This is a genomic window from Paenibacillus sp. 01T424 (assembly GCF_056398745.1).
This window is the reverse complement of the sequence record NZ_JBFTPZ010000001.1, coordinates 315,073-340,533: the sequence shown is the minus strand read 5'-3', so window position 1 is coordinate 340,533 and position 25,461 is coordinate 315,073. Positions and strand designations below refer to the sequence as shown.

23 protein-coding genes are annotated in these 25,461 nt (G+C 45.1%); 18 read left to right on the top strand and 5 right to left on the bottom strand.

Annotated features, from left to right (window positions below; genetic code table 11):
* The first annotated feature begins 116 nt into the window (after nucleotides 1-116).
* The 6 genes from AC1DPK_RS01335 to AC1DPK_RS01310 all read left to right on the top strand — a co-directional run bounded on the left by AC1DPK_RS01335 (nucleotide 117) and on the right by AC1DPK_RS01310 (nucleotide 6,464).
* Nucleotides 117-1,466 (top strand): ABC transporter substrate-binding protein, encoded by a 1,350-nt coding sequence (locus AC1DPK_RS01335; RefSeq protein ID WP_430060025.1) that lies wholly within the window; start codon nucleotides 117-119, stop codon nucleotides 1,464-1,466.
* Nucleotides 1,467-1,592: 126 nt separating this feature from the next.
* On the top strand, nucleotides 1,593-2,483 hold the full coding sequence (locus tag AC1DPK_RS01330) for a carbohydrate ABC transporter permease (protein WP_339204444.1): 891 nt from the start codon (nucleotides 1,593-1,595) through the stop codon (nucleotides 2,481-2,483).
* 19 nt (nucleotides 2,484-2,502) lie between these two features.
* On the top strand, nucleotides 2,503-3,309 hold the full coding sequence (locus tag AC1DPK_RS01325) for a carbohydrate ABC transporter permease (RefSeq protein WP_339204443.1): 807 nt from the start codon (nucleotides 2,503-2,505) through the stop codon (nucleotides 3,307-3,309).
* 39 nt (nucleotides 3,310-3,348) lie between these two features.
* Nucleotides 3,349-5,430, top strand: a complete 2,082-nt coding sequence (locus AC1DPK_RS01320; RefSeq protein ID WP_477509022.1) for a glycoside hydrolase family 43 protein — start codon at nucleotides 3,349-3,351, stop codon at nucleotides 5,428-5,430.
* A 166-nt stretch (nucleotides 5,431-5,596) separates the two neighbouring features.
* Nucleotides 5,597-5,902, top strand: coding sequence for a DUF7667 family protein (locus AC1DPK_RS01315; RefSeq protein ID WP_477509021.1), 306 nt, complete (start codon nucleotides 5,597-5,599; stop codon nucleotides 5,900-5,902).
* A 145-nt stretch (nucleotides 5,903-6,047) separates the two neighbouring features.
* Nucleotides 6,048-6,464 (top strand): VOC family protein, encoded by a 417-nt coding sequence (locus AC1DPK_RS01310; protein WP_076267544.1) that lies wholly within the window; start codon nucleotides 6,048-6,050, stop codon nucleotides 6,462-6,464.
* Between the two features lie 434 nt (nucleotides 6,465-6,898).
* Here the strand turns inward: AC1DPK_RS01310 and AC1DPK_RS01305 are convergent, their stop codons facing one another.
* Nucleotides 6,899-7,969 carry a response regulator transcription factor gene (locus AC1DPK_RS01305; RefSeq protein ID WP_477509020.1) on the bottom strand — a complete coding sequence of 357 codons (1,071 nt, stop codon included), beginning with the start codon at nucleotides 7,967-7,969 and terminating at the stop codon, nucleotides 6,899-6,901.
* A 115-nt stretch (nucleotides 7,970-8,084) separates the two neighbouring features.
* On the opposite strand from AC1DPK_RS01305, the gene AC1DPK_RS01300 reads away from it, so the two are divergent.
* The 3 genes from AC1DPK_RS01300 to AC1DPK_RS01290 all read left to right on the top strand — a co-directional run bounded on the left by AC1DPK_RS01300 (nucleotide 8,085) and on the right by AC1DPK_RS01290 (nucleotide 10,826).
* Nucleotides 8,085-9,272, top strand: a complete 1,188-nt coding sequence (locus AC1DPK_RS01300) for a saccharopine dehydrogenase family protein (protein WP_477509019.1) — start codon at nucleotides 8,085-8,087, stop codon at nucleotides 9,270-9,272.
* Between the two features lie 84 nt (nucleotides 9,273-9,356).
* On the top strand, nucleotides 9,357-10,463 hold the full coding sequence (locus AC1DPK_RS01295; protein WP_477509018.1) for a hypothetical protein: 1,107 nt from the start codon (nucleotides 9,357-9,359) through the stop codon (nucleotides 10,461-10,463).
* Between the two features lie 33 nt (nucleotides 10,464-10,496).
* On the top strand, nucleotides 10,497-10,826 hold the full coding sequence (locus AC1DPK_RS01290) for a low molecular weight protein tyrosine phosphatase family protein (protein WP_477509123.1): 330 nt from the start codon (nucleotides 10,497-10,499) through the stop codon (nucleotides 10,824-10,826).
* 3 nt (nucleotides 10,827-10,829) lie between these two features.
* On the opposite strand, the gene AC1DPK_RS01285 is transcribed toward AC1DPK_RS01290, so the two are convergent.
* Entirely contained in the window at nucleotides 10,830-11,534 is a 705-nt protein-coding gene (locus AC1DPK_RS01285; protein ID WP_477509017.1) for a MerR family transcriptional regulator, read from the bottom strand.
* 204 nt (nucleotides 11,535-11,738) lie between these two features.
* Here AC1DPK_RS01285 and uvrA point away from each other — a divergent pair, with 204 nt between their 5' ends.
* Nucleotides 11,739-14,252 (top strand): excinuclease ABC subunit UvrA, encoded by a 2,514-nt coding sequence (gene uvrA / locus AC1DPK_RS01280; protein ID WP_477509016.1) that lies wholly within the window; start codon nucleotides 11,739-11,741, stop codon nucleotides 14,250-14,252.
* A 54-nt stretch (nucleotides 14,253-14,306) separates the two neighbouring features.
* On the opposite strand, the gene AC1DPK_RS01275 is transcribed toward uvrA, so the two are convergent.
* The gene (locus tag AC1DPK_RS01275; protein WP_477509015.1) at nucleotides 14,307-15,056 is read right to left on the bottom strand and encodes an MBL fold metallo-hydrolase; all 750 of its coding nucleotides are present in this window, start codon (nucleotides 15,054-15,056) and stop codon (nucleotides 14,307-14,309) included.
* A 372-nt stretch (nucleotides 15,057-15,428) separates the two neighbouring features.
* Between AC1DPK_RS01275 and AC1DPK_RS01270 the strand changes: the two genes are divergently transcribed.
* Nucleotides 15,429-15,713 (top strand): iron chelate uptake ABC transporter family permease subunit, encoded by a 285-nt coding sequence (locus AC1DPK_RS01270; RefSeq protein ID WP_477509014.1) that lies wholly within the window; start codon nucleotides 15,429-15,431, stop codon nucleotides 15,711-15,713.
* A gap of 99 nt (nucleotides 15,714-15,812) precedes the next feature.
* On the top strand, nucleotides 15,813-16,703 hold the full coding sequence (locus AC1DPK_RS01265) for a YhfM domain-containing protein (RefSeq protein WP_477509013.1): 891 nt from the start codon (nucleotides 15,813-15,815) through the stop codon (nucleotides 16,701-16,703).
* A 159-nt stretch (nucleotides 16,704-16,862) separates the two neighbouring features.
* Here the strand turns inward: AC1DPK_RS01265 and AC1DPK_RS01260 are convergent, their stop codons facing one another.
* A complete protein-coding gene (locus tag AC1DPK_RS01260) occupies nucleotides 16,863-18,011 on the bottom strand; it encodes a metallophosphoesterase (RefSeq protein WP_477509012.1) in 1,149 nt (382 codons plus the stop codon).
* Between the two features lie 281 nt (nucleotides 18,012-18,292).
* On the opposite strand from AC1DPK_RS01260, the gene AC1DPK_RS01255 reads away from it, so the two are divergent.
* The 4 genes from AC1DPK_RS01255 to AC1DPK_RS01240 all read left to right on the top strand — a co-directional run bounded on the left by AC1DPK_RS01255 (nucleotide 18,293) and on the right by AC1DPK_RS01240 (nucleotide 22,700).
* Complete coding sequence (locus AC1DPK_RS01255) at nucleotides 18,293-20,458, top strand: DNA topoisomerase III (RefSeq protein WP_477509122.1); 2,166 nt, start codon at nucleotides 18,293-18,295, stop codon at nucleotides 20,456-20,458.
* A 205-nt stretch (nucleotides 20,459-20,663) separates the two neighbouring features.
* Entirely contained in the window at nucleotides 20,664-21,275 is a 612-nt protein-coding gene (locus AC1DPK_RS01250; protein WP_477509011.1) for a TetR/AcrR family transcriptional regulator, read from the top strand.
* Nucleotides 21,276-21,361: 86 nt separating this feature from the next.
* On the top strand, nucleotides 21,362-21,949 hold the full coding sequence (locus tag AC1DPK_RS01245; RefSeq protein WP_441876732.1) for an NAD(P)H-dependent oxidoreductase: 588 nt from the start codon (nucleotides 21,362-21,364) through the stop codon (nucleotides 21,947-21,949).
* Between the two features lie 79 nt (nucleotides 21,950-22,028).
* Nucleotides 22,029-22,700, top strand: a complete 672-nt coding sequence (locus AC1DPK_RS01240; protein ID WP_477509010.1) for a YheC/YheD family protein — start codon at nucleotides 22,029-22,031, stop codon at nucleotides 22,698-22,700.
* Nucleotides 22,701-22,859: 159 nt separating this feature from the next.
* Here AC1DPK_RS01240 and AC1DPK_RS01235 read toward each other — a convergent pair whose 3' ends face one another.
* Nucleotides 22,860-23,426: a GbsR/MarR family transcriptional regulator gene (locus AC1DPK_RS01235; protein ID WP_477509009.1), complete on the bottom strand. Its 567-nt coding sequence runs from the start codon at nucleotides 23,424-23,426 to the stop codon at nucleotides 22,860-22,862.
* A 248-nt stretch (nucleotides 23,427-23,674) separates the two neighbouring features.
* Here AC1DPK_RS01235 and AC1DPK_RS01230 point away from each other — a divergent pair, with 248 nt between their 5' ends.
* On the top strand, nucleotides 23,675-24,544 hold the full coding sequence (locus tag AC1DPK_RS01230; RefSeq protein ID WP_441876741.1) for a carbohydrate ABC transporter permease: 870 nt from the start codon (nucleotides 23,675-23,677) through the stop codon (nucleotides 24,542-24,544).
* A gap of 32 nt (nucleotides 24,545-24,576) precedes the next feature.
* Complete coding sequence (locus tag AC1DPK_RS01225; protein ID WP_076267558.1) at nucleotides 24,577-25,419, top strand: carbohydrate ABC transporter permease; 843 nt, start codon at nucleotides 24,577-24,579, stop codon at nucleotides 25,417-25,419.
* The last annotated feature ends 42 nt before the right edge of the window (nucleotides 25,420-25,461 follow it).

Here is a 25,461-nt window from a genome sequence, read left to right as displayed (position 1 = left end):
AGTGAAAAGTAAAAAAGATAGAGTAAATGTAAAAATAATGGAGTCCACGTGTGGGCTCTTCTTTTCTATGATGAAGAGGCAAGATGACAAACATACATCTAAGGGGAGATGGAACAATGAAAAAATTATCTTTTAGATTTGCGCTTGTATTGGCATTATCCATTTGTTTAACATTGACGGCTGCTGCTTGCGGCAGCAAAAACACAGACACAAATAACGGCAAGAATAGTGGATCAACTTCTACGGAACAGCAAACGGTTACTTTCTGGTCTTGGGTTCCTACGGATGTACAAGCGGAGAAAGCGATTGCGGCATTTGAAGCAGCTAACCCGAACATTAAAGTAGATTACTGGCGCGGCGAGCAAACAGACTTTCAGAAGAAGCTTCAAGTAGCGATGGCTGCCAACGAAGGTCCGGATCTTCTTGGTATGCAAGTTGGAGGCATGCTGAACCAATATGCCAACACGCTAGAGCCTATCGAAGCGCTTGCGGATACGAACTGGGGTACTGGCTGGCAGGACAAGTTCGTTAAAGCTTCTATCGATCAAGTAAGAGCAAAAGACGGCACAATGGTTGCACTGCCGCTTAACTTGACTGGCCAAGAATTTGTTCTTTATAACAAAACGATTTTTGATAAATTGGGCATTACAAAAGTGCCGGCAACGTATGAAGAGTGGTTGTCTGTAAATGCGACTATTCGTGAGAAAGGCAACGGCATCGTGCCTGTAGCTTTCGGAGCGAAGGACATTTGGCATGACGTTGATATGTTCGTAGCGCTTAGCAATCAATTCGCGCCAGGCAAAATCTATGAAGCAGAGCAAGGCAAAGTAGCTTGGACCGATCAAGCTTTCGTCGACACGATGACAGCATGGAGCAAGCTATTCACAGATAAAGTGATGCAAGACGGAGCTTTGGGCTTGTCTACTTACCCAGATGCTCGTGACCAATACTTCTATTCTGGTAAAGCTGCGATGTTCTTGACTGGTTCTTGGCATGCAGGCTTCAGCCTACCAGGCGGAGAGAAAGACGGAACAGCGATTGAAAACGATGAAACGGGCATTTTCTTGCTTCCGCAAATCGGACCAAACGAATCCAAAGCGGTTGCCAGCGTAGATACAGCACTTTCAATCAACAAGAACTCCAAAAACAAGGAAGCGGCTTGGAAGCTGCTTGAGTTTATGACACAAGGCGAAGGCCAACAAATTATGGCTGATTTCATTCAAGGATCACCAGCTAAGATTGGCGTTGAAATTCAATCGCTTGATCAATTTAAATTCGAATCCGAGCGTGAAGCGATCAAAACGGTAAACGATGCAATCGAAAATGCAGTAGGCAAACGTCTGCTTGATTACCCTGAGCTTACGAATGCGATTGGTGTAGCGATGCAGGATGTTGCAGCAGGTAAAAGCATTGAAACCTCGCTTAAAGATATTCAGAAGGTTTCCGATGGTATTGACCGCAAGTAAATTCGAATTTTTAGCAAGCAATAAGATTTAGAGCAGATAAAGAGCATGGATATGCGTGTTGGTATTCATGCTCTTTCTTATACTCAAAATCGGATATTTGATAGGTAAATGAAGGGGTGATACACCATGAACGGCAATCGTTCTGTTCTTTCCGGATGGAGAGCTTATTTATATATTTTACCAATTCTTATCGTATCGGGTTTATTTTTGTACTATTGCATAGGATTTACGGTTTATACGAGCTTTCATTCTTGGAACGGCATTGACTCGGAGATGAAATATATCGGCTTTGATAACTATATCAAGCTGTTTGACGATAAGTCTTACCATATCGCACTGCGAAATAATCTCGTGTTCTTTATTTTTACAGTGGGCATTCAAGCGGCGCTTGGGTTAATGCTGGCGATACTGCTTCGCGCGAAGCTGCGGGGCCATTCCATCTTCAGATCGGTCTATTTCATACCGACCATTATGGCACCGATCATTATTGCAGCTATATTCCGTATCATTATGGATACAAACTTCGGCAGTCTAAATGAAGGATTGCGCGCTTTGGGGCTAGATTTTCTAGCTGTATCCTGGCTTGGCGATCCCAAATATGCGCTCATGTCGATCATTATCGTCAATATTTTTGAATGGATGGGCTTTAGTATGACGCTTTATTATTCAGCGCTTCTAGCCATTCCAGATGAAATCTATGAATCAGCTAAAATTGACGGCTCCGGCTTTTGGAGGACGCTGTTCAAAATTACGGTTCCGCTCGTTGGCGGCACAACGTCTACACTCGTCATTCTTGGTATTGTCGGCTCGCTCAAAACGTTCGACATCGTATCGCTGCTTACTGGCGGCGGGCCGGGGCGCTCGACAGAGTTTCTGACTACCTATGTGTATAAGAAGGCGATTGAGGAGTTTAATGGCGGGATGTCCGCTGCTGCAGGAGTGACCATTCTCATCATCGCTCTCATACTTGCCGTGCTGCAAATTCAGTATACGAACCGTCAACAACGTGATTTATAACCGTAAGGGGTGAGCTCAAATGTTTATTAATTTACGCAAATTAGATAAATGGATCATTCAAGCCGTTTTAGCGATAGTTGCGGTCGTTTGGTTGTATCCGCTTGTACAATCCGTCATTAAATCGCTCGGCATCAATGGGTTTGGCAATTATCTTGCCGTTATCAATCACCCAAAGGTCAATTATTTCCTAGTCGTTTTCAATAGCTTTTTTATCGCGGTATGTACAACTCTCGCAGTAGGTTTGCTAGCTACACTGGCTGCTTATGCATTCTCGAAAATGCAATTCAAGATGAAAAACGTCCTATTTTATTCGCTGGTTGCCTGCTTGGCTATTCCTGCGACAGCGGTCATGTCACCGCTCTTTTTTACAGCAAAAACACTTGGCATTATGAATAGCTATTCTGGCGTCATTTTGCCATTGGTCGCATTCAACGCACCGTTCATGCTTCTTATTCTCAAAAACTATTTCGATTCCATTCCGAATGCGATTCTGGAAGCGGGCATGATTGATGGCTGTACATCCTTCCGAATGTACAGAACGATCATGATCCCGCTTGGCATTCCTGCTATTATTAATATTGCAGTGCTTACGTTTATCTACTCATGGAATGACTATATCATTCCGCTGCTCCTTATTCGTGATGAAGAGATGTATACCGTTACGCTGGCTACGCAATTTTTTACGGGTACAACAAATCAGACGCCAGAAATGGTCGCACAGCTTTATGCAGCGCTTATTTTGATGACTATTCCTTCAATTATTGTTTATATGTTCGGTCAGAATGCAATGAAATCAGGCTTAACGGCAGGCGCAGTAAAAAGCTAATTAATGAGCTAGTAGATAAGCTGGAGGAGGACTATTATTATGGCTAAAAACATACCATCTATCGGACTGCCGCATCATGGCGGCGCATCGTATTTGAATCCGCTGAAGATCGGAGCGGGCGCAGGGCAGCAGGAGCCGCTGACGCTCGTGCATCCCGATCCTTACCTTTTGAAATTTAACGGTCGTTATTATACCTATGCAACCGCGAAAGCTGGCGTAGTTGTGCTGCGATCCAGTGATCTTGTAAGCTGGGAGCACTTAGGCTATGGATTTCAGCTGGAAGGGCATAAGGAATATTGGGCGCCAGCCGCTGTATATGAGAATGGCCGCTTTTACTTATACGTATCATCAATGCCGATAACGGAAGATGATGTGCATGAAGAGCGATTAATGGTTGCCGTTTCAGATACACCGGAAGGGCCATTCGAATACGTGCGAACGTTTTATGACACGTTTTCATTGGATGCGCATGTCGTGAAGGACGAGCAAGGCGATTATTATATGTTTTACTCCAATAATGAATATTCAGGCGTAGATCGTGATCGTGCGGGCACAGTCATCCTGGTCGATAAAATGCTTGATATGGTTACGCCAGCCGGTGAACCGCAAATTGTCGTATTGCCTACTATTGATGAGGAAATCTATGAGGAAAATCGGTTTGGCGACGGCCGTGACTGGCATACGATTGAGGGTGCTTTTTACTTGAAGCGCGGCACGAAGCATTATATGATGTACAGCGGAAATGCATATGTACGCCCGAATTATTTTTTAGGTTATTCGGTGGCAGACGGCAGCAAAGGCCAGCCGCTTCATGAGCTGGAATGGAACAAATATCCTTCCGATGATCAATATGAGCCGTTTCTTCGCAAAAATGATGGTGTCGAGGGCGTAGGCCACAATTCCGTGGTGAGAGCTCCAAACAACGTAGATTCATGGGTGTTTTACCACGGCCGGAATGCTGACGATGTTCTTGACATGGACCGTGAGCAGCGGACGATGCGAGCAGATCCTCTGCTTTGGAGCGGTGATCGGCTCTATATTGCCGGCCCGACTTATACGCCGCAGACAGCGCCGGCGCAGCCAACATTCCGTGATTTATTTGACGGTAGTGAAGAAGGTCTAGGCGAGTTGTGGCAAGCAGCTGCGGGCAGCTGGACAAGAGCAAATGGCGAAGCGCTTCAGACAAGCCGTGCTGTTATCTCCGGGGCGGTCACGAAGTCTGCATACAGCCACTATGTTCTTGAAGCAAGCGTGAAATGGTCGAAGGATCATACCGGCGGTTTATATGGCATTTATGCCGCATATCAGGACGAAAGCAATTACGTGTCGGTCTTATTGGATGTAGGACGAAGAGTACTACGTGCTCATGCCGTCTATAAAGGCATTCAGCATGAAGCTATCGAGCATGCTTTGCCAGAGAGCTTTAACTTCGCCGTATACCATTTGCTGCGTGTGGAGAAAACGGGAGACAACTATCGTATTCAGCTTGATGAGGTTACGGTAATAGATAAACAATTCCCGATTGCAAGCGGCAGCGTAGGTTTACAAACGCGTTATACAGCTGCTTCCTTCGCAGGTTTTGAGGTTACACGCCATTTGGCGTTAACGGATGCGAGCAGCACTGCATTTGCTGAGCAGCTTGAGCGGACAAGCGGCGATGGCATCTGCCGTGTCAGCGGCGGCGAGCTTCACTGCCGCAGCAAGCAAGGGCTGCGTACAGCTTGGTTATTGGACAAACTAGGTGATGCTGCCTCAGGTGAGGCTTACTGTTTTGATACCGATATTCTCGTGAAGCGTGGTTCCGAATATGGCGTCTATGCCGCTTATACGGATGAGCGCAACTCGGTAGAAGCCGTGTTGAATCGTACAGCCGGTTCCGTAACCGTATCGTCATGTATTGATGGAGAGGCATCTGTTTTGTCCAGCGTTACTTTAGATGCGGCAGACTTCGATTGGACGGTCTGGCATACGCTTTCGAGTACGGTCGTTAACGGCTGCTTGACCATTCGACTGGACGATCAAGTCGTATTTGCAGGTGCTGTATCCAGCCTTGCAGGCTTGCCTGGTCTGGTGGGCGCAGGTGAAGCTTCATTCCGTGAAACACGGTATACGATGCTTTAATAAGTGAATGTTGTCATGATAGATTAATGAAATAATGGGTCTGTTTCTCTAGGTCGCGAGTGACCTTTAGGGACGGGCTCTTCTTTTTTTTATAGCAAATCTACTAATTTTTTGTGAGTTTTAATAGCAAGGAGATTATTTTGGCTACGACTGGGAAAGAATAGAGGTGAAGGTCATTAATAGAACGATGGGAATGATCGATATGATGAATGTTCATTGGCGCCTTGCTGAGCTGTGGCTGCTGCAGGAGAAACGGAGCTTAACGGAGCAAGAAAGCTCAGAGCTAAACGCCTGCATGAAATTGAATGCCAAGTACGCACAAAGACTTGCCGAACAATATAATTTTGGCTATATGGCGAGCATGACAGGTGACGAGGTTTGGCTTCAGGAAATCGCAGTCGAAATTGACAAGCTGGAGAGAACTAATGAATGCAAGCGTCCTTTGTTTTTTGAAGGCAAAACGGAGAAGTAAGCAAGAAACGGCTTATTAATGTGCGAGTATTGGTATGAAAAAAGCAATCGACAAACTATCATTCACTAGTAATAAAGCTAGAATATAGGTTATTATGATAGTGATGATTTACATGTAGGGCATTCTAATTAAGAGGTGATAGGTTATGGCTTTTCAGTCCGCAAACATCTTTGTGAATTTACCGATTAAAGATTTGAATAAGACAGTCGATTTTTTTACTAAATTAGGGTTTGAGTTCAACCCCCAATTTACGGATGAGAAAGCTACCTGTATGATCATCGGACCTAATATTTTTGCTATGCTGCTGGTTGAGCAGTACTTCCAAACGTTTATTGATAAAGAAATTGCAGATCCATCAAAAACAGCTGAGGTCATATTGACATTATCCGCCGAAAGCAAAGAGCAAGTGGATGAGATTGTGAATAAGGCTTTGGAAGCTGGCGGTAAACCTGCTAAAGATCCAATCGACCATGGATTTATGTATAACTGGAGCTTTCAAGATATAAATAATCATCTATGGGAACTAGTGTATATGGACCCAAGTGTGATCGAACAAGGGTAATCTGGTGCAATAGGCAAGTAATGCAGGGGTTGTCTTAAACGTAGATTTATCTGCGTTTTGGACAGCCCCTGCTTTGTTTTGTTAATCGAGCTTAGACTGCGTGAATCCCAAAGCGCTGCTCTGCTGGGGCTTCGTTCACCTGCCATTTGGATTGCACCACTATTTTCAGTTAACGAACCCAGCAGCTCTTATTTAAACCATTTGTCTTGAAATGAAAATGTAGCGAACTCCAGCGTCCTTATTTCGAGAAAAACAGCTCAGGACATCCAATACAGCATGCTATAACATTAATGGGGTTCGTTAAAATTCAAAACATGGCATTTTGTTCACAATAAGAATGATACAGTTCGTTAGAGCTGTGATCTGGGGAGTGTTAGCCAGCATCTCGTTCCCAGTTTGCAAGACCCCTTGAAGATGACATCAACCTCTGGTTATTAGTTATGACGGGAAAACAGTTCCCATAAAAGCTCACGCCGGCTGTTTACGCCGGTTTTGGTGAAAATCGACTTTAAATGGTCTTGAACGGTATAGGCAGAAATATGAAGAGACTTAGCAATTTCTTTAGTTGAAAATGCTTTGATGATCCGCTCTATAACCTCCTTCTCGCGAGAAGAAAGGGCGTATGCCTCTGATATAAGCGGAACAATATCGGATGGTTTAGCTAGCTCGATAAATACCGCAAGCTGGGTCAAACCATTTGTCCCATCCAGCCTGCTCGCAAGCAAGGATAAATAATGACCGCTCGGCATCCGAATACATACTTTTGCTGACTTTGTTTCATCCGCTGAAGAGGCTGGCTTCGCCAGCGTCCGAGAGCAAACAGCTCTGATTGGTCTTGGCAGTGTATCGCCTTCTATTTGCTCTAAGCCTCTTAAGGCGGAAAGCCAGCGGCGGGCAGCATCATTGGAGGAATTGAATTGAAGCTGCTCGGACAGCACCAAGAAGCCAGGCTCCTCTAAGCCTGCAACGCCCTCGGTCGACGGAAGCTCCAAAGCGTATTTTTTTAATGTTTTGGCTAAAATCGGAGCGACAGCGACCATAAACAAAATTTCCGACTCAAGGAAAAAAGGCTCTCCTGACTTACGGAACAACGTCAAATATCCCCAGCATGAACCCTCGCAAAGCAAAGCAGCACGCAGCTCGTCTCCGAATCCAGCAGGCAGCAGAACCTCTTGGTAACGACCGCTTCGCCCCAAGTGGCCCTCAGTGGCTTTGCTTAAGGAGGCTGCGGCCAGTTCTGACTGGGCTAACTGCTCATAGCTGTTGTAATCCTCATGCAAATATTCATATTCAAATAATTGATGATGAATTGCTTCCACAGCCTCATCTGTTGTCGCCCCGATTGAGAGCAGAGTCATCGGATCAACAGAAGTACAGCAGGCTCCAGCATAAGGCACGGCTTCTCTGATGATGGATAAGGCCGCTTCGCGATAAGCTTGTGATGTTATTGAGGCAACGGACAACTTATTTAATCGCTGCTTGACCATATCTATGGTTAAAGACATACGCAGTCTCCTTCATTTCTGTATTCGGAATCCCACATTTATGGGATGGTCGTTTATTTTATCTCCACTATAATTGAGAATAATTCTTAATTCATTTTACATAATGGATGAGACGATGAACAGCTTTGCTGCTGCTTATATATTAGACGGCTATGTTGATTTAAGAGAGGATAAGGGGACAGCTATGAAAACAGACATCATTGTAGTAGGCGGTTACGGCCATGTGGGCGGGAAAATATGCAATCAGCTTGCGATTCATTATCCAGGCAACGTGTATGCGGCAGGCAGAAGTCTAGCGCGAGCCGAGCAATTTTGCCAGAGCGGGGGCGGGAAGGTAAAGCCGCTTCGCATTTCAGTGGAAGAACCGCTTAAGAAGCAACAGCTTGAACGAGTAAAGCTTGTTGTAATGTGTTTGGATCAGATGGATACTGCCTTTGCGGAAGCTTGTTTGCTCGCTGGCGCGGACTATGTAGACGTATCGGCAAATGGTGCTTTTTTTGCAGCGATGGAGCATTTGAATAAAAGCGTGAACGATCAGCAAGGTACCGCTGTATTAAGCGTCGGGCTGGCGCCAGGCCTGACGAATCTGCTGGCGCTTAAGGCCGTGCAGTCGATGGATGAAGTGCAACGGATTGATATCGGCATTATGCTGGGTCTTGGAGACGCGCATGGCAAAGCAGCTATCGAATGGACAGTCGATAGTCTCTCACGGTCATTTCATATTACGGAATCAGGCAGCGCACGAAGAGTCAGCAGCTTTACGGAAGGGCTTAAAACAGATTTTGGCGCTGATTTAAAAGTCCGAACAGCCTATCGCTTCCCTTTTTCCGACCAAGAAACACTACCTCATACATTAGGCGTACCATCAGTATCTACGAGGTTATGCTTTGATTCGCGGATCGTCACCAGCACGATAGCACTCTTTAAGGGATTAGGATTCGATCGTCTGCTGCGATTAAAACCGATGAGAAGTTTGGTGATTCAATTGCTTGGTAAGCTTCGAGTCGGTTCTGCTTGTTACGCGGTAAAAATGACAGGTTACGGTGTTAAATCAGGAGCAGAGACGTTAATCGAATATGGGCTGCAGGGTACAGAGGAGGCTGAAATTACAGCACAAACGGCAATTGCGGTTGCCATGGCTGTATACAGCTCGAATCTGCCAAAAGGAGTTTATCATATTGAGCAATTATTTGAGCTCGATCTCTATGAAACAAAGCTTGAGCTGCGTTTAAAAGAGGACGAGAACAAGCTTTCAATCGCTGCTATTTCCAATATCGAGAGCTGGACTAGGATGAATATGTAGTTTTTCAGCTGATTCATTTGGTATAATTAGCATTAAATGCCTAAAATACTGAATCGGATTTACGATAGGGAGATGGAGCTGAGCATGGATAAACAATCAATGATTGCTTTCATTTTGGAAGAATATGCGTTCGTAAAGGAGGATAACCGCGCACAGTTTGATGCGATTATTCTGCGTTTATCCGGTCATAAGGGCGGCATATCGTTGGAGAGCTTGTCGGCGTGGGAAGAAGATGACCTTACGCAGCTGTACCAAATTCTGTCCGGCCATAAACTGACTCGTGAATACGTACCGGATATCATTCAAGCTTATGCCAGCATCGATAGGGCAAATTTGCCATCGAAAACATCGTTTGGGCCTATCATCGAAACTGAACAAAAATGGGATAAGCCGCGTATTCATCGGCAATATGGCAACTATGAGGTGCCGCAGGCGATTAATCAGCTGTACGAGCTGGAGACTGAACTCGGAAGAGCAATGGATCTAGAGCTGGGGCTTATCATGCAAAAATATGACTTCCGCTATCCATGTACGCCGCCCGATTTTATTCCTTTCGCCAGCTCTGGTTGTGATGGCATTCATTATTGTTTTGTAACGGATTTCGGAGCTGTCAAAGATTTGGAGCAAGCTTATATAGCTGTCGTATCGCCAATGGATTTTGACTCGGAAATATGGCTTGTTTCCAAAAATATTACGGATTTCCTTCGTCTTATTATTACGGATAGAAGTCTACTGTATAATAACCCTGCGACATTTGATGATTTCTTTAAAAAGATGCGAGAGCAGAAAAATGAAAGCTTGGCGGATGAGCATTCAGCGGCGCTGCAAAGGCTGAAAGAGCTTTTTGGACTGCGTGAAATTACTGACTTGGAACAGTATATGCAAAGTGTACGTGAGGAAAGGGCGCAAGCGATTTGCATGCAAACGCTGGATTCGATTGGTGTTGCACCGCTTTTGGGTCAGGTTGATTATATCGCTGAAGGGCCGCTCTCTATTGATTGGGATGATAGGCGGGCGCTCGATGCAATGGTTGAAGAGGCAACCCCGGAGAGAAAGCTTGCTTTCCTTCGTGATGCGCAGCACAAGAAATTAATTTTGGAAGACAGACGGATGCTCAGACGCTGCAAGCGCGTATTGTCGGAGCTGGAGTTATATCATGAACTGAGTAATTTGCTTGAACTGGTTGAATAATAAAATTAAAAATGAATGAGGAGTGTGTTCTCGATAAATCTATTGTTTGTATGCAGCAGAAACAAGTGGCGAAGCTTGACTGCGGAAACGATTTTTCAAGGTGTTGGCGGCCATGAGGTGAGGTCCGCTGGTACGGAAGAGAATGCCCGGATTAAGGTGACAGCAGGTCATATTGGCTGGGCTGATTATATTTTTGCAATGGAGAAAAAACATATTCGAAGGCTGCAAAGCAAGTTTGGCCATGAGCTTTCGGGCAAGCAGCTAATCTGTCTTCATATACCAGATGAATTCGAATACATGAACGAAGATTTAATCGATCTACTTCGATCAAATGCAGCTTCCTATCTCAGCGATCTGGGCTAATGATTAATGCTTTTGTTCGATGGCGAGTAGAAGCTTATACAAAGAATGGGCTCCGAGCAGTTGGTTTCTATTGACTCGATTTAGAAATTGCATCGATTCACGCGCTATTTTTATCGCATTTTCTACCTGGTTATCGTTAACCTCTTTCAGCACCTGCTGAATGATCTCAAGCGACCATACCGCCGCCTTGAAGGTGCGAATAATTAAGATTTGACGCAGGTTTGCTGGACTGAAGATGCGGTAGCCATTTTCCTTGTTGCGATTAACAATAAGGAGACCCATCTTCTCCCAGTGACGAATAGCGGAGCTTGGTATGGTTGTTGCCTCGGATACTTCCCCAATGGTCATCCCTTTTCTTTTCCTTGCTCTATGCAGCAAATGAATCTCATCTGTCTCCAGCGCAAGAATCGTTTTATCGGCGATCGTTTTGTCACGGTGAAGCTCTGCCTGTGCACGGTTTACAAGCCATAACGCCTCATCAATCTCGCCTTGGATCAGTTTAATCATCACTTCTTTGGTAAGCGTCATTCCAAAACCTTCATTCATCGCTCTTATGCACTCAAAGTAAGCGACGTGTTCTGCTGTATATATGCGATAACCGTTTGTCCCTCGTTCAACCGGTGGAATGATGCCCCAATCCTCGTAGTGCCTCAACGCGTTAGTACTAATATTTAATCTCCTGGCAATATCAATCGGTCGAATAATCACAAAAAACACCTCCGAACATTTTCTAAAAACATTAAACAACCATGGGAACCTTTTTGTCAACGAAACAGGTTTAAATAGGGTGTTTATTTGCGTAACCTTCACACTTGCATCAATGTAGTATGCTGGAATAAATGCTGGAAAAGCGCTCTAAATAGGCGAAGCGTTGCTTACCCCAAAAATTTATTGTCAATGAGGAGGACATGCATGAACGATACGATAGTCATTACAGGTGCACGCGAAAATAACTTGAAAAACATTTCACTCTCAATCCCCAAATACAAATTGGTTGTGTTGACAGGGCCCTCAGGCTCCGGCAAATCAACGCTTGCCATGGACACGCTGCAAAGGGAATGTCAGAGGCAGTATATGGAGTCAATGGGGATGGTATCGGATTCCATAAGCAAGCCGAAGGTGGAATCGATAGCTGGACTTTCTCCTTCCATCAGCATCGGTCAGCACGTCACCAATCGCAATCCGCGTTCTACGGTTGGTACGGTTACAGATATTTATACGTATTTGCGTTTTGTCTACTCCAGGCTTAGCAGCCGTGTATGCAGCAGCTGCGGTACAACTATACCGCCTGTATTCGATGAAGAGAATGATATCGCAGCTGCAGAGGAAGAGGAGGGACGCCAGACGATCGTATGCCCGGGCTGCAATAAGGAACATGAGAAGCTCGGAATGGCTCATTTTTCTTTCAATAAGCCGGAGGGAGCCTGCGAAACCTGCAGTGGGTTAGGACATGTTGCCACGCTTGACTTAGAAGCGGTATTCAATCAAGAGCTGAGTTTCCGCGGCGGCTGTGTGACTTGCCTGTACGAAGTACAACTCGAATATTATGCTGTCATTTTAAAGGGTGCAGGAGACCATTATGGATTTACATTTGATCTCGACCTGCCATTAAAGGATTATACGGAAATCCAGCGTGATCTGCTTTATTACGGCGTGGAGAGCGATGCATTCATGAGGCATTTTCCTCTTGCAGCGCCGCCAAAAACAGTCGGAAAAGGCAAGTTTGAAGGCATTGTAACTGGAATGTGGAGAAGGTATAAAGAGAAGGAAAGCGAGCAAGGGGCAGCAGAAAAGGAAAACGATTATTTTAAGCAAGATGGGTGTACGGATTGCAAGGGCATGCGTCTAAAAAAAGAAAGCCGGTCAGCTTTAGTGGCAGGGGCTTCGATATCAGAAGTATCCACTTGGTCATTGGAGGATTTGCTTACTTGGACCAAGCAGCTTCAGGATGCTGTGCCTCCTCAGGGACGGCCGCTGCTTGCGCCTGTCATGACCGATATGCCGATACGTTTGGAGAGAATCATCGATGTTGGCCTTAGTTATTTATCTCTGGACCGACAGACCGTTTCCCTGTCAGGCGGGGAAGCTCAGCGTCTGCGATTAGCGTCACTCCTTGGGTCTGGACTTACTGGTGTGCTCTATATATTGGATGAGCCAACAACAGGTCTACATCCACGCGATACAGCAGGTTTGCTTCGCGTTCTCATGCAGCTGCGTGATTTGGGCAACACGGTACTCGTTATTGAGCATGATATTGAGGTCATGAGAGCTGCAGATCATATTATCGATATCGGTCCAGGAGCAGGATATTTAGGTGGGACGGTCGTTGGCGAAGGCAGCTTGGAGGAGCTGATCGCAAGTGAGAGTTCCGTTACAGGTACCTATTTGCGTCAGGAAAGCTTGCCAGCGGCGGTACGGACAAGAAGGTCAGGCGACGGTAAACAGCTGTCGATTGTCCATGCACATGCTCGTAATTTGAAAGGGTTTGATGTTGCTTTTCCGCTTGGCTGTCTCATCTCGGTGACGGGAGTGTCTGGCTCAGGCAAATCTACCTTGTTATTTGATTTGCTTGCGGAGGGAGGGCAGGGGAAACGACGTATTGCGGGCTGCGACAGCATTGCGGGCTTTGAGCATATCGGAAATCAAATTACGGTCGATCAGTCACCATTAGGCCGTATGCAGCGCTCAAATATTGCGACTTATACAGAAGTATTTACACAGCTGCGAAATTTATATGCAGGGCTGCCAGAAGCGAAGCGCAATCAGCTTACCTCGAAGCATTTTTCATTCAATACACCAGGGGGACGCTGCGAGACTTGCCAAGGACTTGGCGTATTATCGGTAGACATGAGTTTTCTCCCTAATCTTGAAATTCGCTGCACGGCTTGCAAAGGAAAACGATTCAAAGATGAAGTATTGAGAGTCACTTACGAGGGTTATTCGATATCGGATTTGCTTAATATGACGGTTGAAGAGAGCCGAGCTGTGTTTAAAAATAAAGCAAAAATTGCGAGCATGACCGAGCTGCTGTGTGAAGTAGGGTTAGGTTATCTGCAATGGGGACAGTCGGTAAAAACGTTGTCCGGCGGAGAAGGTCAGCGAATTAAGCTGGCGAAGGAGCTGAACAAGAGATCGAACAAACATACCCTTTATTTGCTGGATGAGCCAACAACGGGCTTGCATCTAGCGGACGTTGAACAGCTGCTTGCTCTACTCAATAAATTAGTGGATGCCGGCAATACGGTCATTCTGGTTGAGCATAGCTTGGAAATTATCCGGGAATCCGATTGGGTCATCGATATAGGGCCCGAGGGAGGTGCAGCAGGCGGCAATCTTGTCGCAGCAGGAACGCCAGAGCAAGTAGCGTCTATTGCTGCTTCCTATACAGGACAGTTTTTGAAAAAAGCGCTGGCTGGCGGATTGTAGGAATATATAAAAGGGAGCTGTCAACGTCGATTGCGTTGGCAGCTCCCTTATTCGCTATTCGGCAGCGAGCTCTAAAATTCGCTCATTCACATGATCAGAATATAACCCGCCATGGTAGCAGATGACTGTGTTTATGTCGTATTGCGTTAATTTTTTGATGGATTTTTTTGCGGTATCCGGATCGAGACAATAATGTGGGGTCGGTCCTAGCAGCTGGTCGTTTTCAACGATTAGAGCATCAGCTGCAATTAACGTTTTGCTAGCAGTATGATAAAGGCTAAGATGTCCGGGCGTATGCCCAGGTGTGCCAATGACGATAATTCCTCCGCAATACGGCAATTGTTGCCCATCCGTAATGATAACATCGACATTCGCTTTAGGCGGATTTTCAAGCGTCTTCCTGAATGCGGCTCGCCATTCCTCAGGCACCTCTGCCGGCAAGGCTTGGACAGCTTGCTCAATCGATTCTGGTGTAACTTTGAGCAAATGTGCTTCACCTTGAATGTAAGGAGCCTCTACTTTGTCCGCAAGCACCTCCGCCTTATGAGGCAATTCCTGCAAAATCGCAGGCAAGCTTCCAATGTGGTCAAGGTCTTGATGGGTAATAATGATTTTGTTAAGACGCTCAAACGCAAGTCCAGCACGCTCCATTTGCTCCTTTATTAATGGCAGCTGCCCCGGATAGCCAGTATCCACTAAGATCACGGTGTCGTTATCCCAAATTAAAGTGGGATAAATTGTTTCCATTCGACCCATCATGACCGCTGATATCGGCATCATATTAACTCCGCTTGCAATGTTCATTTTAACCCTCCGCTACTGTTTAGAAGTTTTTGCTGCAGGTGAGTTGCTCATTTCAAGTAACATCGTACCAGTAGTTAAAATGTATGTAAATAGTAAAATATTATATTATACCACAAAAATAATTATTTGTCAATATGCATTAGTAGCGTTTTTGATGAAATAACGTTTCATCTCACGAATCATATATTCACGCCCAATGGGGCCCCAAGGGTCCCATTCTCTAGAATCGGGATAATGTGCTCAAGCGCATTGTTTTTGTAAATGGGATGCGTGATGCGCTCATCACATTGGAACTGCAAGCGATCGTAAAATAACTCCGTAAAGGTATGTTCACTATTTCCATAAAGGCGGCAATTATTTGGCAGCAGTCTTATGATTACCCATTTTCCTTGTTTTGTAACCGAAGCAAGCTTTTTTCTTGCGTCCTGCTCGGCCATGATCATTTGCCGAATGATGATTTATTTAATTGCTTGGAAAAAAGGTGTAAATCCCTTTCGCCTCGTATTAGTCGGCATAGGTGTGGCTTCCTTGTTGTCGGCGATGACGACATTTATGCTTGTGTTTAGCCCTGCCTATTATTCCAGATACTCCTATATTTGGTTGACCGGAACAGTTTATGACACAACCTGGACCTATGTATGGAACCTTTTACCATGAACCTTCGTCTTAATGGTTATCGCACTCGATTTATCTATTTATTATATCGGACACGAAGTAACAGGTAGCAATGGTTGAATTTTTTTGGAGAAAGGAAGTGTGCATTTGAAGCGTGGCTACATCATTCTGATTGGCGTCGTAGTTGTGGCTGCTGCAATTTTGATGTTTTTGTTTCGGGTAAACGAGAATCAGGTTACCGTCCAGCGCATGCTTGATTTCGAGCAGGCAGAGCCGACCTCGCAAGTGGTGTGGGAGGATCGAGAGTCGATTCGAGCATTCGAATATGCATTCCGATTTGGTAAGCAGATGAAGGGAAAGGTCGATATCGCGGCACCACCCTATTCTGTAATCTTAGGGGACTCGCGTTACCTGCTTTGGATATCGAAGARCAGCGAGCATGGGAATTTCATGAAGCCAGGTGATACTGGAACGCTTTATCGATTAGGGAAATCATCCACGAAGAAGATTTGGACTTTGCTGGAAGATGCGTATTCGGTGAGTGGTTCTGGCAAAGAAGGAGCAGACGAGCAAGTAGACGGAGAACAGCAGAATACACAGAGCATGTCGCCATCACCTATAATCGAGTCTTCCACTCCCATTCCTATGCAGTCGTCTGAGTCGCCGAATAACGAAGTACTCGAGCCAGCGTATTTGGAAAGCTCAGCTTTCACGGAAGAAGAGAAGCCGCTTATCGAGCTAATTAATTTGCGAATAAAGTATATGCATGAGAAAAAATGGGATGATTTTTTAAACTTGTACACGGAAAGTGCACGCAAGTCACGCGAAGATTCAAGTGGCATTACCGGATTCACAATTACAAGCATAAAGGTCGAACAACCAATAGCTATTAAAGAGCAAAAGTCGTTGTTTGAGGCTGTCGTTCAAGTTTCGGAGATCAGGAACAATGAAGACAGCGGTGGAAGCTCAGTGTATGTGTTCCATAAGAGCAAGGAAAAAGGTGCTGAATGGCGTATAGCTGATGTAGATTAATCGTTAATTAGCGGCTTCACACTGCCAAAGCGGCAACTCGGAGTCTACAATAAAGATATAAAAATAGCGGCAGCAATTGTGTGTATACCCTCGTCATAGGCTGGATAGCCGGAAATGAGAGTGGTTTACATCATTGCTGCCGCTATTTTCGTTAACCTTTTAAACGGTTATGAATTCTACCTCGATATGAATGACCTCAGACCGGCTGCCAATTCGTACCGGCGGTCCCCAAGTTCCGAAGCCTGATGATACGATGGCGTTCAGGCCGCCTTTTTTTAAATAACCCCAATCAAGCTCAAACAGCTTTCTCGTAATCAGATGATTAGGCATCATCTGGCCGCGATGGGTGTGGCCGGATACGGAGATGTCGATGCCGTTATCTGCGGCGCTTGCGATGTCGGAAGGCTGATGATCGAGCATGATTAGCGGCCTAGTTTGATCTAGAGGAGCGACAAGCTCCTGAATAGGCAGCCTTCCTTTGCCGCTGAATCCCGCAGCCGCCTTATCTTTACGGCCGATGACATAGAAGCTGTCAGCAATGAGCGCCGTCTCGTCCATAAGGACACGAATGCCGATTGCATCCATTGCCGCAATAAATTCTGGCACTTTCCGGCCAATGTATTCGTGATTTCCAGTTACGGCGTAAACGCCTAGTGGCGCTTTGAGCTTGCCAAGTTCAGTTGACATGTTTTTGCGAAGAAAAGGCTCAATATCATCATCAAGAATATCGCCAGGAAGCAGGATAAGATCCGGCTCAATTTCTTCAACCTTGTTCACCAGCCTAACTAAATGCCGATTGCCTACGATTGTACCCAAATGAAGATCAGAAGCCATGGCGATGCGCAGCTTCTTCAATTTTCCAGCAGGTTTTGGCACTTGAACATGATAGGTTCGAACAATTGGGCTCCATGCATTCCAAGAACCGCGGATAAGGAGTACAGCCATAATAAGCAAGGCAAGCCCGCCTACACCGACAATATAGATTGATTTTTCAGCGCCAGCTGCTTTTAAGATAAGGGCAACAACATTGGCAGGCGGCAAAATGATTACGGCATATTCCAATACGGCAAACCAGTAGGAACCAATCAGCTTCAATACCTCGGCAACCGGTTTAAAAGGCGCACGGTAAGCGAGCCGGCCGATAATGTACGAAAATGCAATGACACTAGCAATGATCGTATACACTGTCGCATTTTCGAAATGAAATAAATGAGATAAGAACAGCCACCCATTCCAGCCAATATAGAAGGAAATGCCGCTGTATAAGAGCAAAACACCAAAAACAATAGCAACAACACGCAGCTTCATCCATCAACGCTCCCTAGCTCTTAATCTGCTTTCTTATAAGCTGAACCTACTATATCACACCGAGAATATAGCAGTAAAATTCACAAGAATAGCAGGAATAGATTGCTAATCGCCAAGTGTTTCAATACGATAGGAAGGATGCGAAATCGATGCATAAAGGTTTTACAGCATGCTGGGAGTTAAGGCTGCAGGCGTTGCGCAGGCTGCGAGCCTATGGTATCGTTTCGTCATAATGATTGATGCGAATGAGGCATCTAAATGGAATGGAGCGAATAATCCGAATGAAATCGCTTGTACTGGCAGAAAAACCGAGTGTGGCGAAGGAAATAGCCCGTGTACTCGGCTGCGGACAGAAACATAAAGGCTACATGGAAGGCCCTAAATATGTTGTAACTTGGGCGCTGGGACATTTGGTGACACTGGCTGAACCTGAGGATTACGATCCGAAATATAAAACTTGGAATTTGGAAGATTTGCCGCTGCTTCCGCCAAAAATGAATTTAAAAATTATGAAGGAAACATCACAGCAATATCGTACAGTAGCTCAGCTTTGTAAACGGCAAGATATTAGTGAGCTTATCATCGCTACGGATGCTGGCCGAGAAGGCGAGTTAGTCGCTCGTTGGATTATGGAGCTTGTTCATTGGCGCAAGCCGTTTAAGCGTCTTTGGATTTCATCTCAGACGGACAAAGCGATAAAGGACGGCTTCAACACCTTGAAGCCAGGCAAGGACTATAACAATTTGTATGCTTCGGCCGTTTGCCGTGCAGAAGCGGATTGGTTGATTGGATTAAACGTGACGAGAGCATTAACGACCAAATACAACGCACAGCTAGCAGCTGGACGCGTGCAAACGCCAACGCTCGCCATGCTGATGGAGCGGGAACAAGAAATACAATCGTTTCAATCGCAGCCATATTGGAATGTGTCTGCTGATTTTGGCTCATTCTCTGCGCATTGGCGGGAGCAGGATGCACATGACGGAAGAGTATGGAGCCGTGCTGATGCTGATGCGATCGCCGCTCGTATCAAGCAGGGAACTGCAAAGGTAAGCAAGCTTCGCACCTTGGAGAAATCGGAGCCGCATCCCCAGGCCTATGACCTTACTGAGCTGCAGCGAGATGCAAATAAACGTCTGGGCTTCTCGGCCAAACAAACGTCCAACGTGCTTCAGAAGCTTTATGAGCAGCATAAGCTGGTTACGTATCCGCGTACAGATTCCAGATATTTGTCGAGCGATATGGTTCCTACCTTAAAGGGACGGTTAGAGAGCATCGCTGTTGGGCCTTACACACAGCTGGCTCGCAAGCTTGTCAGAATGCAGCTTCCAATAACGAAGCGAATTGTAGATGACAGTAAAGTAACAGATCATCATGCTATTATTCCTACAGAACAATTCGTAAATCTGTCTGCTCTAAGCAATGATGAGCGCCGATTATACGATTTAATCGTAAAACGGTTTATTTCATTATTTTATGGACCTTATCGTTACGATGAGACGAGTGTTGTGCTTGCTGTAGGCAAGGATATGTTATACGCAAAAGGGAAGATCGAGAAAGAAAAGGGCTGGAAGGAAATTTATCAATCAGATGCTTATTCTTCCGTTCAAGATGAGGATGACGACGACGGAGCGGGCTCAGGTCAAGGGAAATCCGACGGACAGCCTGCTCAGCTGCTTCCGCCGCTATCCATCGGACAATCGCTCCCTGTGAAGCAGGAAAAGGTACGCGAGCTTCGCACAATGCCGCCAGCACGCTATACAGAAGCGACACTGCTTACTCGCATGGAGAAGCACAGTCTTGGAACACCGGCAACAAGAGCTGATATTATTGAAAAACTGCTCGGAACAGATACGATAACTCGGACGCAAAACAAGCTGATGCCAACGGGAAAAGGAAAGCAGCTGATTGAACTCGTAGTAAACGAGCTCAGAAGTCCTGATTTAACAGCAAAATGGGAGCAGGAGCTGGAGCGTATTGCGAAAGGTAAAGGCGACCCGGCTGCCTTTATGAAAAATGTTAGACAGCAGGCTGCGAAATGGGTTTCTGAGGTTATTGCTGAGACGAAGGAATATAAACCGCATAATTTGACCCATTCACGTTGTCCTGAATGCGAGAAGCCGTTGCTCGAAATTAACGGAAAACGAGGCAAATCGCTCGTCTGCTCAGATCGTGAATGCGGCTATCGCCGTTCAGCAGAGCCAATGCTCTCCAATAAGCGCTGCCCGCAATGCCATAAGAAGATGGAGATTAAAGACGGCAAAGCAGGTAAATTTGCACAATGCAAACCATGCAATGTCATCGAAATGCTTGGCGATAAGCAAAGCGGCAAAGTGAATCGCAAGCAAAACCAGAAACTGATTGAACAGTATAGCGATAATACGTCGATGTCCAATAGCTTGGCAGATAAGCTTAAGGCAGCACTCGAGAAACAATCAGGCAAATAAATTAGAGAAAACCGGCAAGCAACCCTTAAAGGGCAGCTTGCCGGTTTTTTTTGTGAAAAGAAAAAATAAAATACCACTTTACAAACCGACCAGCGGTCTGTATTATAGAGACATCAACAAACCGACCGACGGTCTTCTGTCCTTTTAAATAATTTATCGTCGATTGCAACTCATAATAAACAATTAATAATAAAGGAGGCTGCTTATGGTAGATTACACTGCAAATGCGAGTTATAAATTATTGTTGGAAACAGCAGAGCAGCTCATTCAGGAAAAAGGCTGCCGACATACCACATTGCAGCAAATTATGCTTAGTACCGGATTGTCCAAAGGTGCCATCTATCATTATGTAAAAAGCAAAGAAGAGCTTTTTGGACTTATATTGTCTTCGCAAGTGGAGCTCATTAATGATTCCTTCCTGCTTACGATAGAGAAAAGCTGCAGTCTTACAGCTCCATTGCTTGCTATTACTGAGGGGCTTGATCAGCTTCAGCAGAAGGATAGTGTAGCTAATCAAATCTTAACTTATCTGCTTAGTCAGAAGGATAAGCCAGGTATTGCAAGTGTTCTGCAGCAATTTCACGAGCGTTCAACAGCGACCTTGCTAGAGTGGATAGAAAGCGGACAAAAAGAGGGTCTCATTGCTCAAACCGTGGATGCGCGTAAAGCAGCGGAGCAAGGCGTAATGCTTTCATACGGCATGTGCGTTCGGAACATTATGTTAGCCGACACGCTTTCATCACCAGCTCGTGCATTCGAGAAAGAAGATTTTTATACATTTATGCTGCTCATTTTACAAGACGGAACTTCTGAATAGTGTCAAAGAGAATCACGACAAGGATAAGTACCGATGATTAGATTTCTTGCAATTATTTTATTAACTGAAACGGTGGTGGAGCCAAAGTGAGCTCAAACAAAAAAATACTTATCATTCAAGGAAATCCCAACCCTACCAGCTATTGCAGCTCTTTGGCAAAGGCTTATGCTGACGGCGCGGTGCAGGGGGGCGCTGAGGTTCGAATCATACAGCTGCATGAGCTAAGCTTTAATCCTAATCTTGCCTTCGGCTATGCGAAGCGTACAGAGCTTGAACCGGATTTGCTAGAAGCTCAAGCATCGATGAAGTGGGCGGATCATCTCGTCTTTATTTATCCGACTTGGTGGGGGACGCTGCCGGCTTTGCTCAAAGGTTTTTTGGATCGGGTGCTGCTGCCAGGTTTCGCTTTTAAATATCGTGAAGGCTCTATATTTTGGGATAAGCTGTTGTCTGGCAAAACAGCTCGCTTGATCGTTACACTGGATACACCAGTATGGTACAACCGCTTTGTATACGGTCAGCCAGGGCATCGCGCAATGAAGAAAGCAACACTTCAATTTTGTGGAATTAATCCAGTACGGATTACGAATATTGGTCCAGTAAAAGGTTCTACGGATACGAAACGAGGCAAATGGCTAGCGATTGTTGGTAAGCTTGGTAATAAAGGCTCCTAACCTATGTCATTCATCCAAGAGACAGATAGTGTTCTGTCATATGCTATGGATGAAGAGGTAGGAAAGGGGAAAGATTTCATTGGGTGATAATCAGGGTAGGCAATTAGCTAGCAAATGGGCTAAGACGGCAATACTGCTCTCTCATTCCAGCATCGCACCGCATATTCCTCCAACTAGGAGATTTACGGCCAATAACCTCAGAAGCATGTTGGATACACATCAAATGGTTGTTGTTAAGCCAGTAGTCGGTGCTGGCGGACACGGCGTTATAAAGGTTACGCGATACGGCGATGGGTATACCTATACTTATTATTCGCAGACGAAACGATTCGCTAGTTTTGCGGCTTTAGTAGGATCGCTTAACAATCAACGTAAAGGCCGTGCTTATATTATTCAAAAAGGGATATATTTGGCAACGGTGGACGGCAGGCCTATTGATTACCGAGTAAAATATGTGAAGACGGATAACGGCTGGGTCTATCGTGCAATTGTAGGGCGAATTGCTAGAAAAGGGCTGTTCGTAACTRATTTATGCCGAGGCGGCACATTGGTTTCAGCAGCAGACGGGATTAGCAGATCCCTATCTTCAGCACAGGTAGGGGAAAAGAAGCGGAAGATGCGTGAGCTTACCGTATTATCGACAAATGTGCTTGAAGCCAAGTACCCCGGAATTGGCCAGTTAGGGTTTGATTACGGTATTGATAAACAAGGTAAAATATGGATATTTGAAGTGAATACAAGGCCGCAATAACAGGCAAACAAAAGGATGCGTAGAAGTGGAAATCACTTCTTAGCATCCTTTTGTTCAATATAAGAAAGTAGATTATTTTCTCATACTTCTCTTATATTTCTCCGTCAAAGCGGCTTCAGCATCCAGAGGGTGCCGAAGCCGTTTTTGCTTTATTCATAGCTAAAGATCGGGCTTGGTCTCATTTTGGCGGAAAAACTCTCCGTTACGAAGCCCGTCGACGAATTGCTGAAGCCAGCTGTAATACTCAATACCGTGGCGCAGTTTGTTCAAGTCCTTTAGGCATAGGAGCCGCTCCTCAGCCTCCGTATCAATATCTAAGATGATTTCAGACAACGGAGGAATAACCTCATTTATTGCACCGAGCATGACATCGATCTCGCGCTGCAGCTTAGCAGCAAAGAAGTTTTGGAAGGCTTGGAAAAAGTCAGTCTCCGCTACATATAAATCTTTGCGTTCCAGTTTTTCATCCAATTTCATTATCATCTTTGAATCCATCAAGGATCGAACGGCATAGCTCATATTGCTTTTGCTCATATTCATTTGCTGCTTCATTTCTTCAAGTGTCATCGGTTTATCTTCAAAAAACATGATGCCGTAAAGCTGTCCGAATGAATAATTAGCACCATATAAATCCATCGTCTGGGCAATAGCGTCTATTATCTTTCCTCTTATTTGCTCCTGAGTCGTGGGCAAACTATTCTGATCGCTGGTGGAAGCTCTTTTCACAACATCACCTACAAGATTAAGATTTTATGATTCATTATACAGCAACAATATTAGTTGAAAGTGAATCTTTCAGGAAAACAACTCTTTTACAAGATCTTTATCAGACGTTAACGTTCAGATAATGTGGCTGTTCTAAACTGAGTGTACAATAATTTTTGAACAATAGAGGTGAAAATGAGTTATTAATGATAATTATAGCAAACATTAAGAAAAAATTGAACGATAAACAGGAGATGATAAAACGCGATATGGCTAAGGAATGGAAGGCTCTATTGTTCACGCTGCCGGCTATGATTCCATTGATTGTATTTTGGTTGATCCCGCTGGGAACTATTTTTTATTTGAGCTTTACGGATTGGGATTTTATGAGTCCCGTTAAAACATTTGTAGGTTTTGAAAACTATATTTATTTGTTCAATAATTCAGCATTCTATCAATCCCTTGGCGTAACACTCCTCTTTTGTCTTGGTAGTGTGCTACCGGTGATGGCTTTTGGACTCGCGCTAGCGTTGTTGCTTAACCGGAAGATGAAGGGCTCGGTTATATACCGGACGTTATTGTTCTCTCCTTGGGTTACACCAACGGTTGCTGTATCTATTGTATGGTCTTGGATATTCGAACCTAAAGTAGGAATGGCCAATACGGTGCTGAGATGGTTCGGCTTTGACGGAATTGGCTGGCTTCAAGATACGAGATGGGCGCTTGCAGGGGTGCTGATCGTTACCATCTGGAAGCTGATGGGCTGGTCGATGGTGTTTTTCTTAGTCGCCTTGCAAAATTTGCCGCGAGAGCTATTGCAGGCTGGAGAGCTGGACGGAGCGGGAAGCTGGAGCAAGCTTCGATATATTACGATTCCGCTAATATCGCCAACGACCTTTTTTCTTTTTATTGTACAAACGATATCGGCGCTGCAAGCTTATGATCAAATTAACGTGTTAACGCAGGGTGGCCCGGCCGGTTCAACAAGAACGCTTCTATATATGTATTATCAATCGGCTTTTGAGTCGTTTGATATCGGAGAAGCTTCCTCTGTGGCGGTTGTGCTCGTAGCTATCTGTATGGTGCTATCGATCGTATCCTTTGCCATCAGCCGTAAAACCGTTCATTACAGCTCATAATCGTCAACCGCATGGAGAGGAGAAAGATTGTTATGCAAGCTCAAAATGTTTTTCGACGTACGATCAGGCATTTGTTATTGCTGCTCTTCAGTGCCGTTATGGCCTTTCCATTCTATTGGATGATTACAAGCGCGCTCAAAACAAATGATGAAATATGGCAATTCCCGCCGACCTTTTGGCCAAGTTCTCCTCAGTGGAGCAACTTTTTGGCTGCTTGGCTAGAAGCGCCTTTCTGGCGGTATTTAACGAATAGCATTCTCGTAGCTTCAGTCATTGTTCTGCTGCAGGCACTGAATTCTGCGATGATGGCTTATGCTTTGACGCATATGCGATTTCGATTGAAGAAAGCCATCACAGCAATCATAATGCTTGGTTATATGATTCCTAGCACAGCGGTTTACTTGCCGAGCTATATGATTTTGGCCAAGCTCCACCTGCTCGATTCCTATGCTGGCCTCATTTTATCCAACTGCGTCAGCGTCTTTTCCATTTTTTTGATCAGACAAGCTTTTTTACAGGTGTCGCATGAACTGGTAGAGGCAGGGCAAATCGATGGTGCGTCATCCATGCGGATTTTATGGTCGATTCTTATTCCGGTGACGCGTTCCTCCTTTATTGTGCTCGCTCTTATTACGTTCATTGAACATTATAATAACTATTTTTGGCCGATGCTGATCACGAAAAATCCGAATCTGCAGCTAGTCTCGGCTGGCCTTAGAAGCTTCTTTGTGGAAGGAGGAGCCTATGGCTTGAAGTGGCCGCTTATTATGGCGGCAAGTTCTTTTACGATTATCCCGCTGCTTGTGCTGTTTCTTTTTGCGCAGAAGACGATTATGAAAAGCTTCAATATGTCAGTTGGCGTGAACAAAGGGTAGAAAATAGGCTTTGCTTGTTGTTTTATACAAATCGAGTGGAGG

What these genes read in the sequence shown, in the direction of transcription:
- AC1DPK_RS01335 (WP_430060025.1), top strand. Translation starts at nt 117, where the DNA reads ATGAAAAAATTATCTTTTAGATTTGCGCTTGTATTGGCATTATCCATT.
- AC1DPK_RS01330 (WP_339204444.1), top strand. Translation starts at nt 1,593, where the DNA reads ATGAACGGCAATCGTTCTGTTCTTTCCGGATGGAGAGCTTATTTATAT.
- AC1DPK_RS01325 (WP_339204443.1), top strand. Translation starts at nt 2,503, where the DNA reads ATGTTTATTAATTTACGCAAATTAGATAAATGGATCATTCAAGCCGTT.
- AC1DPK_RS01320 (WP_477509022.1), top strand. Translation starts at nt 3,349, where the DNA reads ATGGCTAAAAACATACCATCTATCGGACTGCCGCATCATGGCGGCGCA.
- AC1DPK_RS01310 (WP_076267544.1), top strand. Translation starts at nt 6,048, where the DNA reads ATGGCTTTTCAGTCCGCAAACATCTTTGTGAATTTACCGATTAAAGAT.
- AC1DPK_RS01305 (WP_477509020.1), bottom strand. Translation starts at nt 7,969, where the DNA reads ATGTCTTTAACCATAGATATGGTCAAGCAGCGATTAAATAAGTTGTCC.
- AC1DPK_RS01300 (WP_477509019.1), top strand. Translation starts at nt 8,085, where the DNA reads ATGAACAGCTTTGCTGCTGCTTATATATTAGACGGCTATGTTGATTTA.
- AC1DPK_RS01295 (WP_477509018.1), top strand. Translation starts at nt 9,357, where the DNA reads ATGGATAAACAATCAATGATTGCTTTCATTTTGGAAGAATATGCGTTC.
- uvrA (WP_477509016.1), top strand. Translation starts at nt 11,739, where the DNA reads ATGAACGATACGATAGTCATTACAGGTGCACGCGAAAATAACTTGAAA.
- AC1DPK_RS01275 (WP_477509015.1), bottom strand. Translation starts at nt 15,056, where the DNA reads ATGAACATTGCAAGCGGAGTTAATATGATGCCGATATCAGCGGTCATG.
- AC1DPK_RS01270 (WP_477509014.1), top strand. Translation starts at nt 15,429, where the DNA reads ATGATTACCCATTTTCCTTGTTTTGTAACCGAAGCAAGCTTTTTTCTT.
- AC1DPK_RS01260 (WP_477509012.1), bottom strand. Translation starts at nt 18,011, where the DNA reads ATGAAGCTGCGTGTTGTTGCTATTGTTTTTGGTGTTTTGCTCTTATAC.
- AC1DPK_RS01255 (WP_477509122.1), top strand. Translation starts at nt 18,293, where the DNA reads ATGAAATCGCTTGTACTGGCAGAAAAACCGAGTGTGGCGAAGGAAATA.
- AC1DPK_RS01250 (WP_477509011.1), top strand. Translation starts at nt 20,664, where the DNA reads ATGGTAGATTACACTGCAAATGCGAGTTATAAATTATTGTTGGAAACA.
- AC1DPK_RS01230 (WP_441876741.1), top strand. Translation starts at nt 23,675, where the DNA reads ATGGCTAAGGAATGGAAGGCTCTATTGTTCACGCTGCCGGCTATGATT.
- AC1DPK_RS01225 (WP_076267558.1), top strand. Translation starts at nt 24,577, where the DNA reads ATGCAAGCTCAAAATGTTTTTCGACGTACGATCAGGCATTTGTTATTG.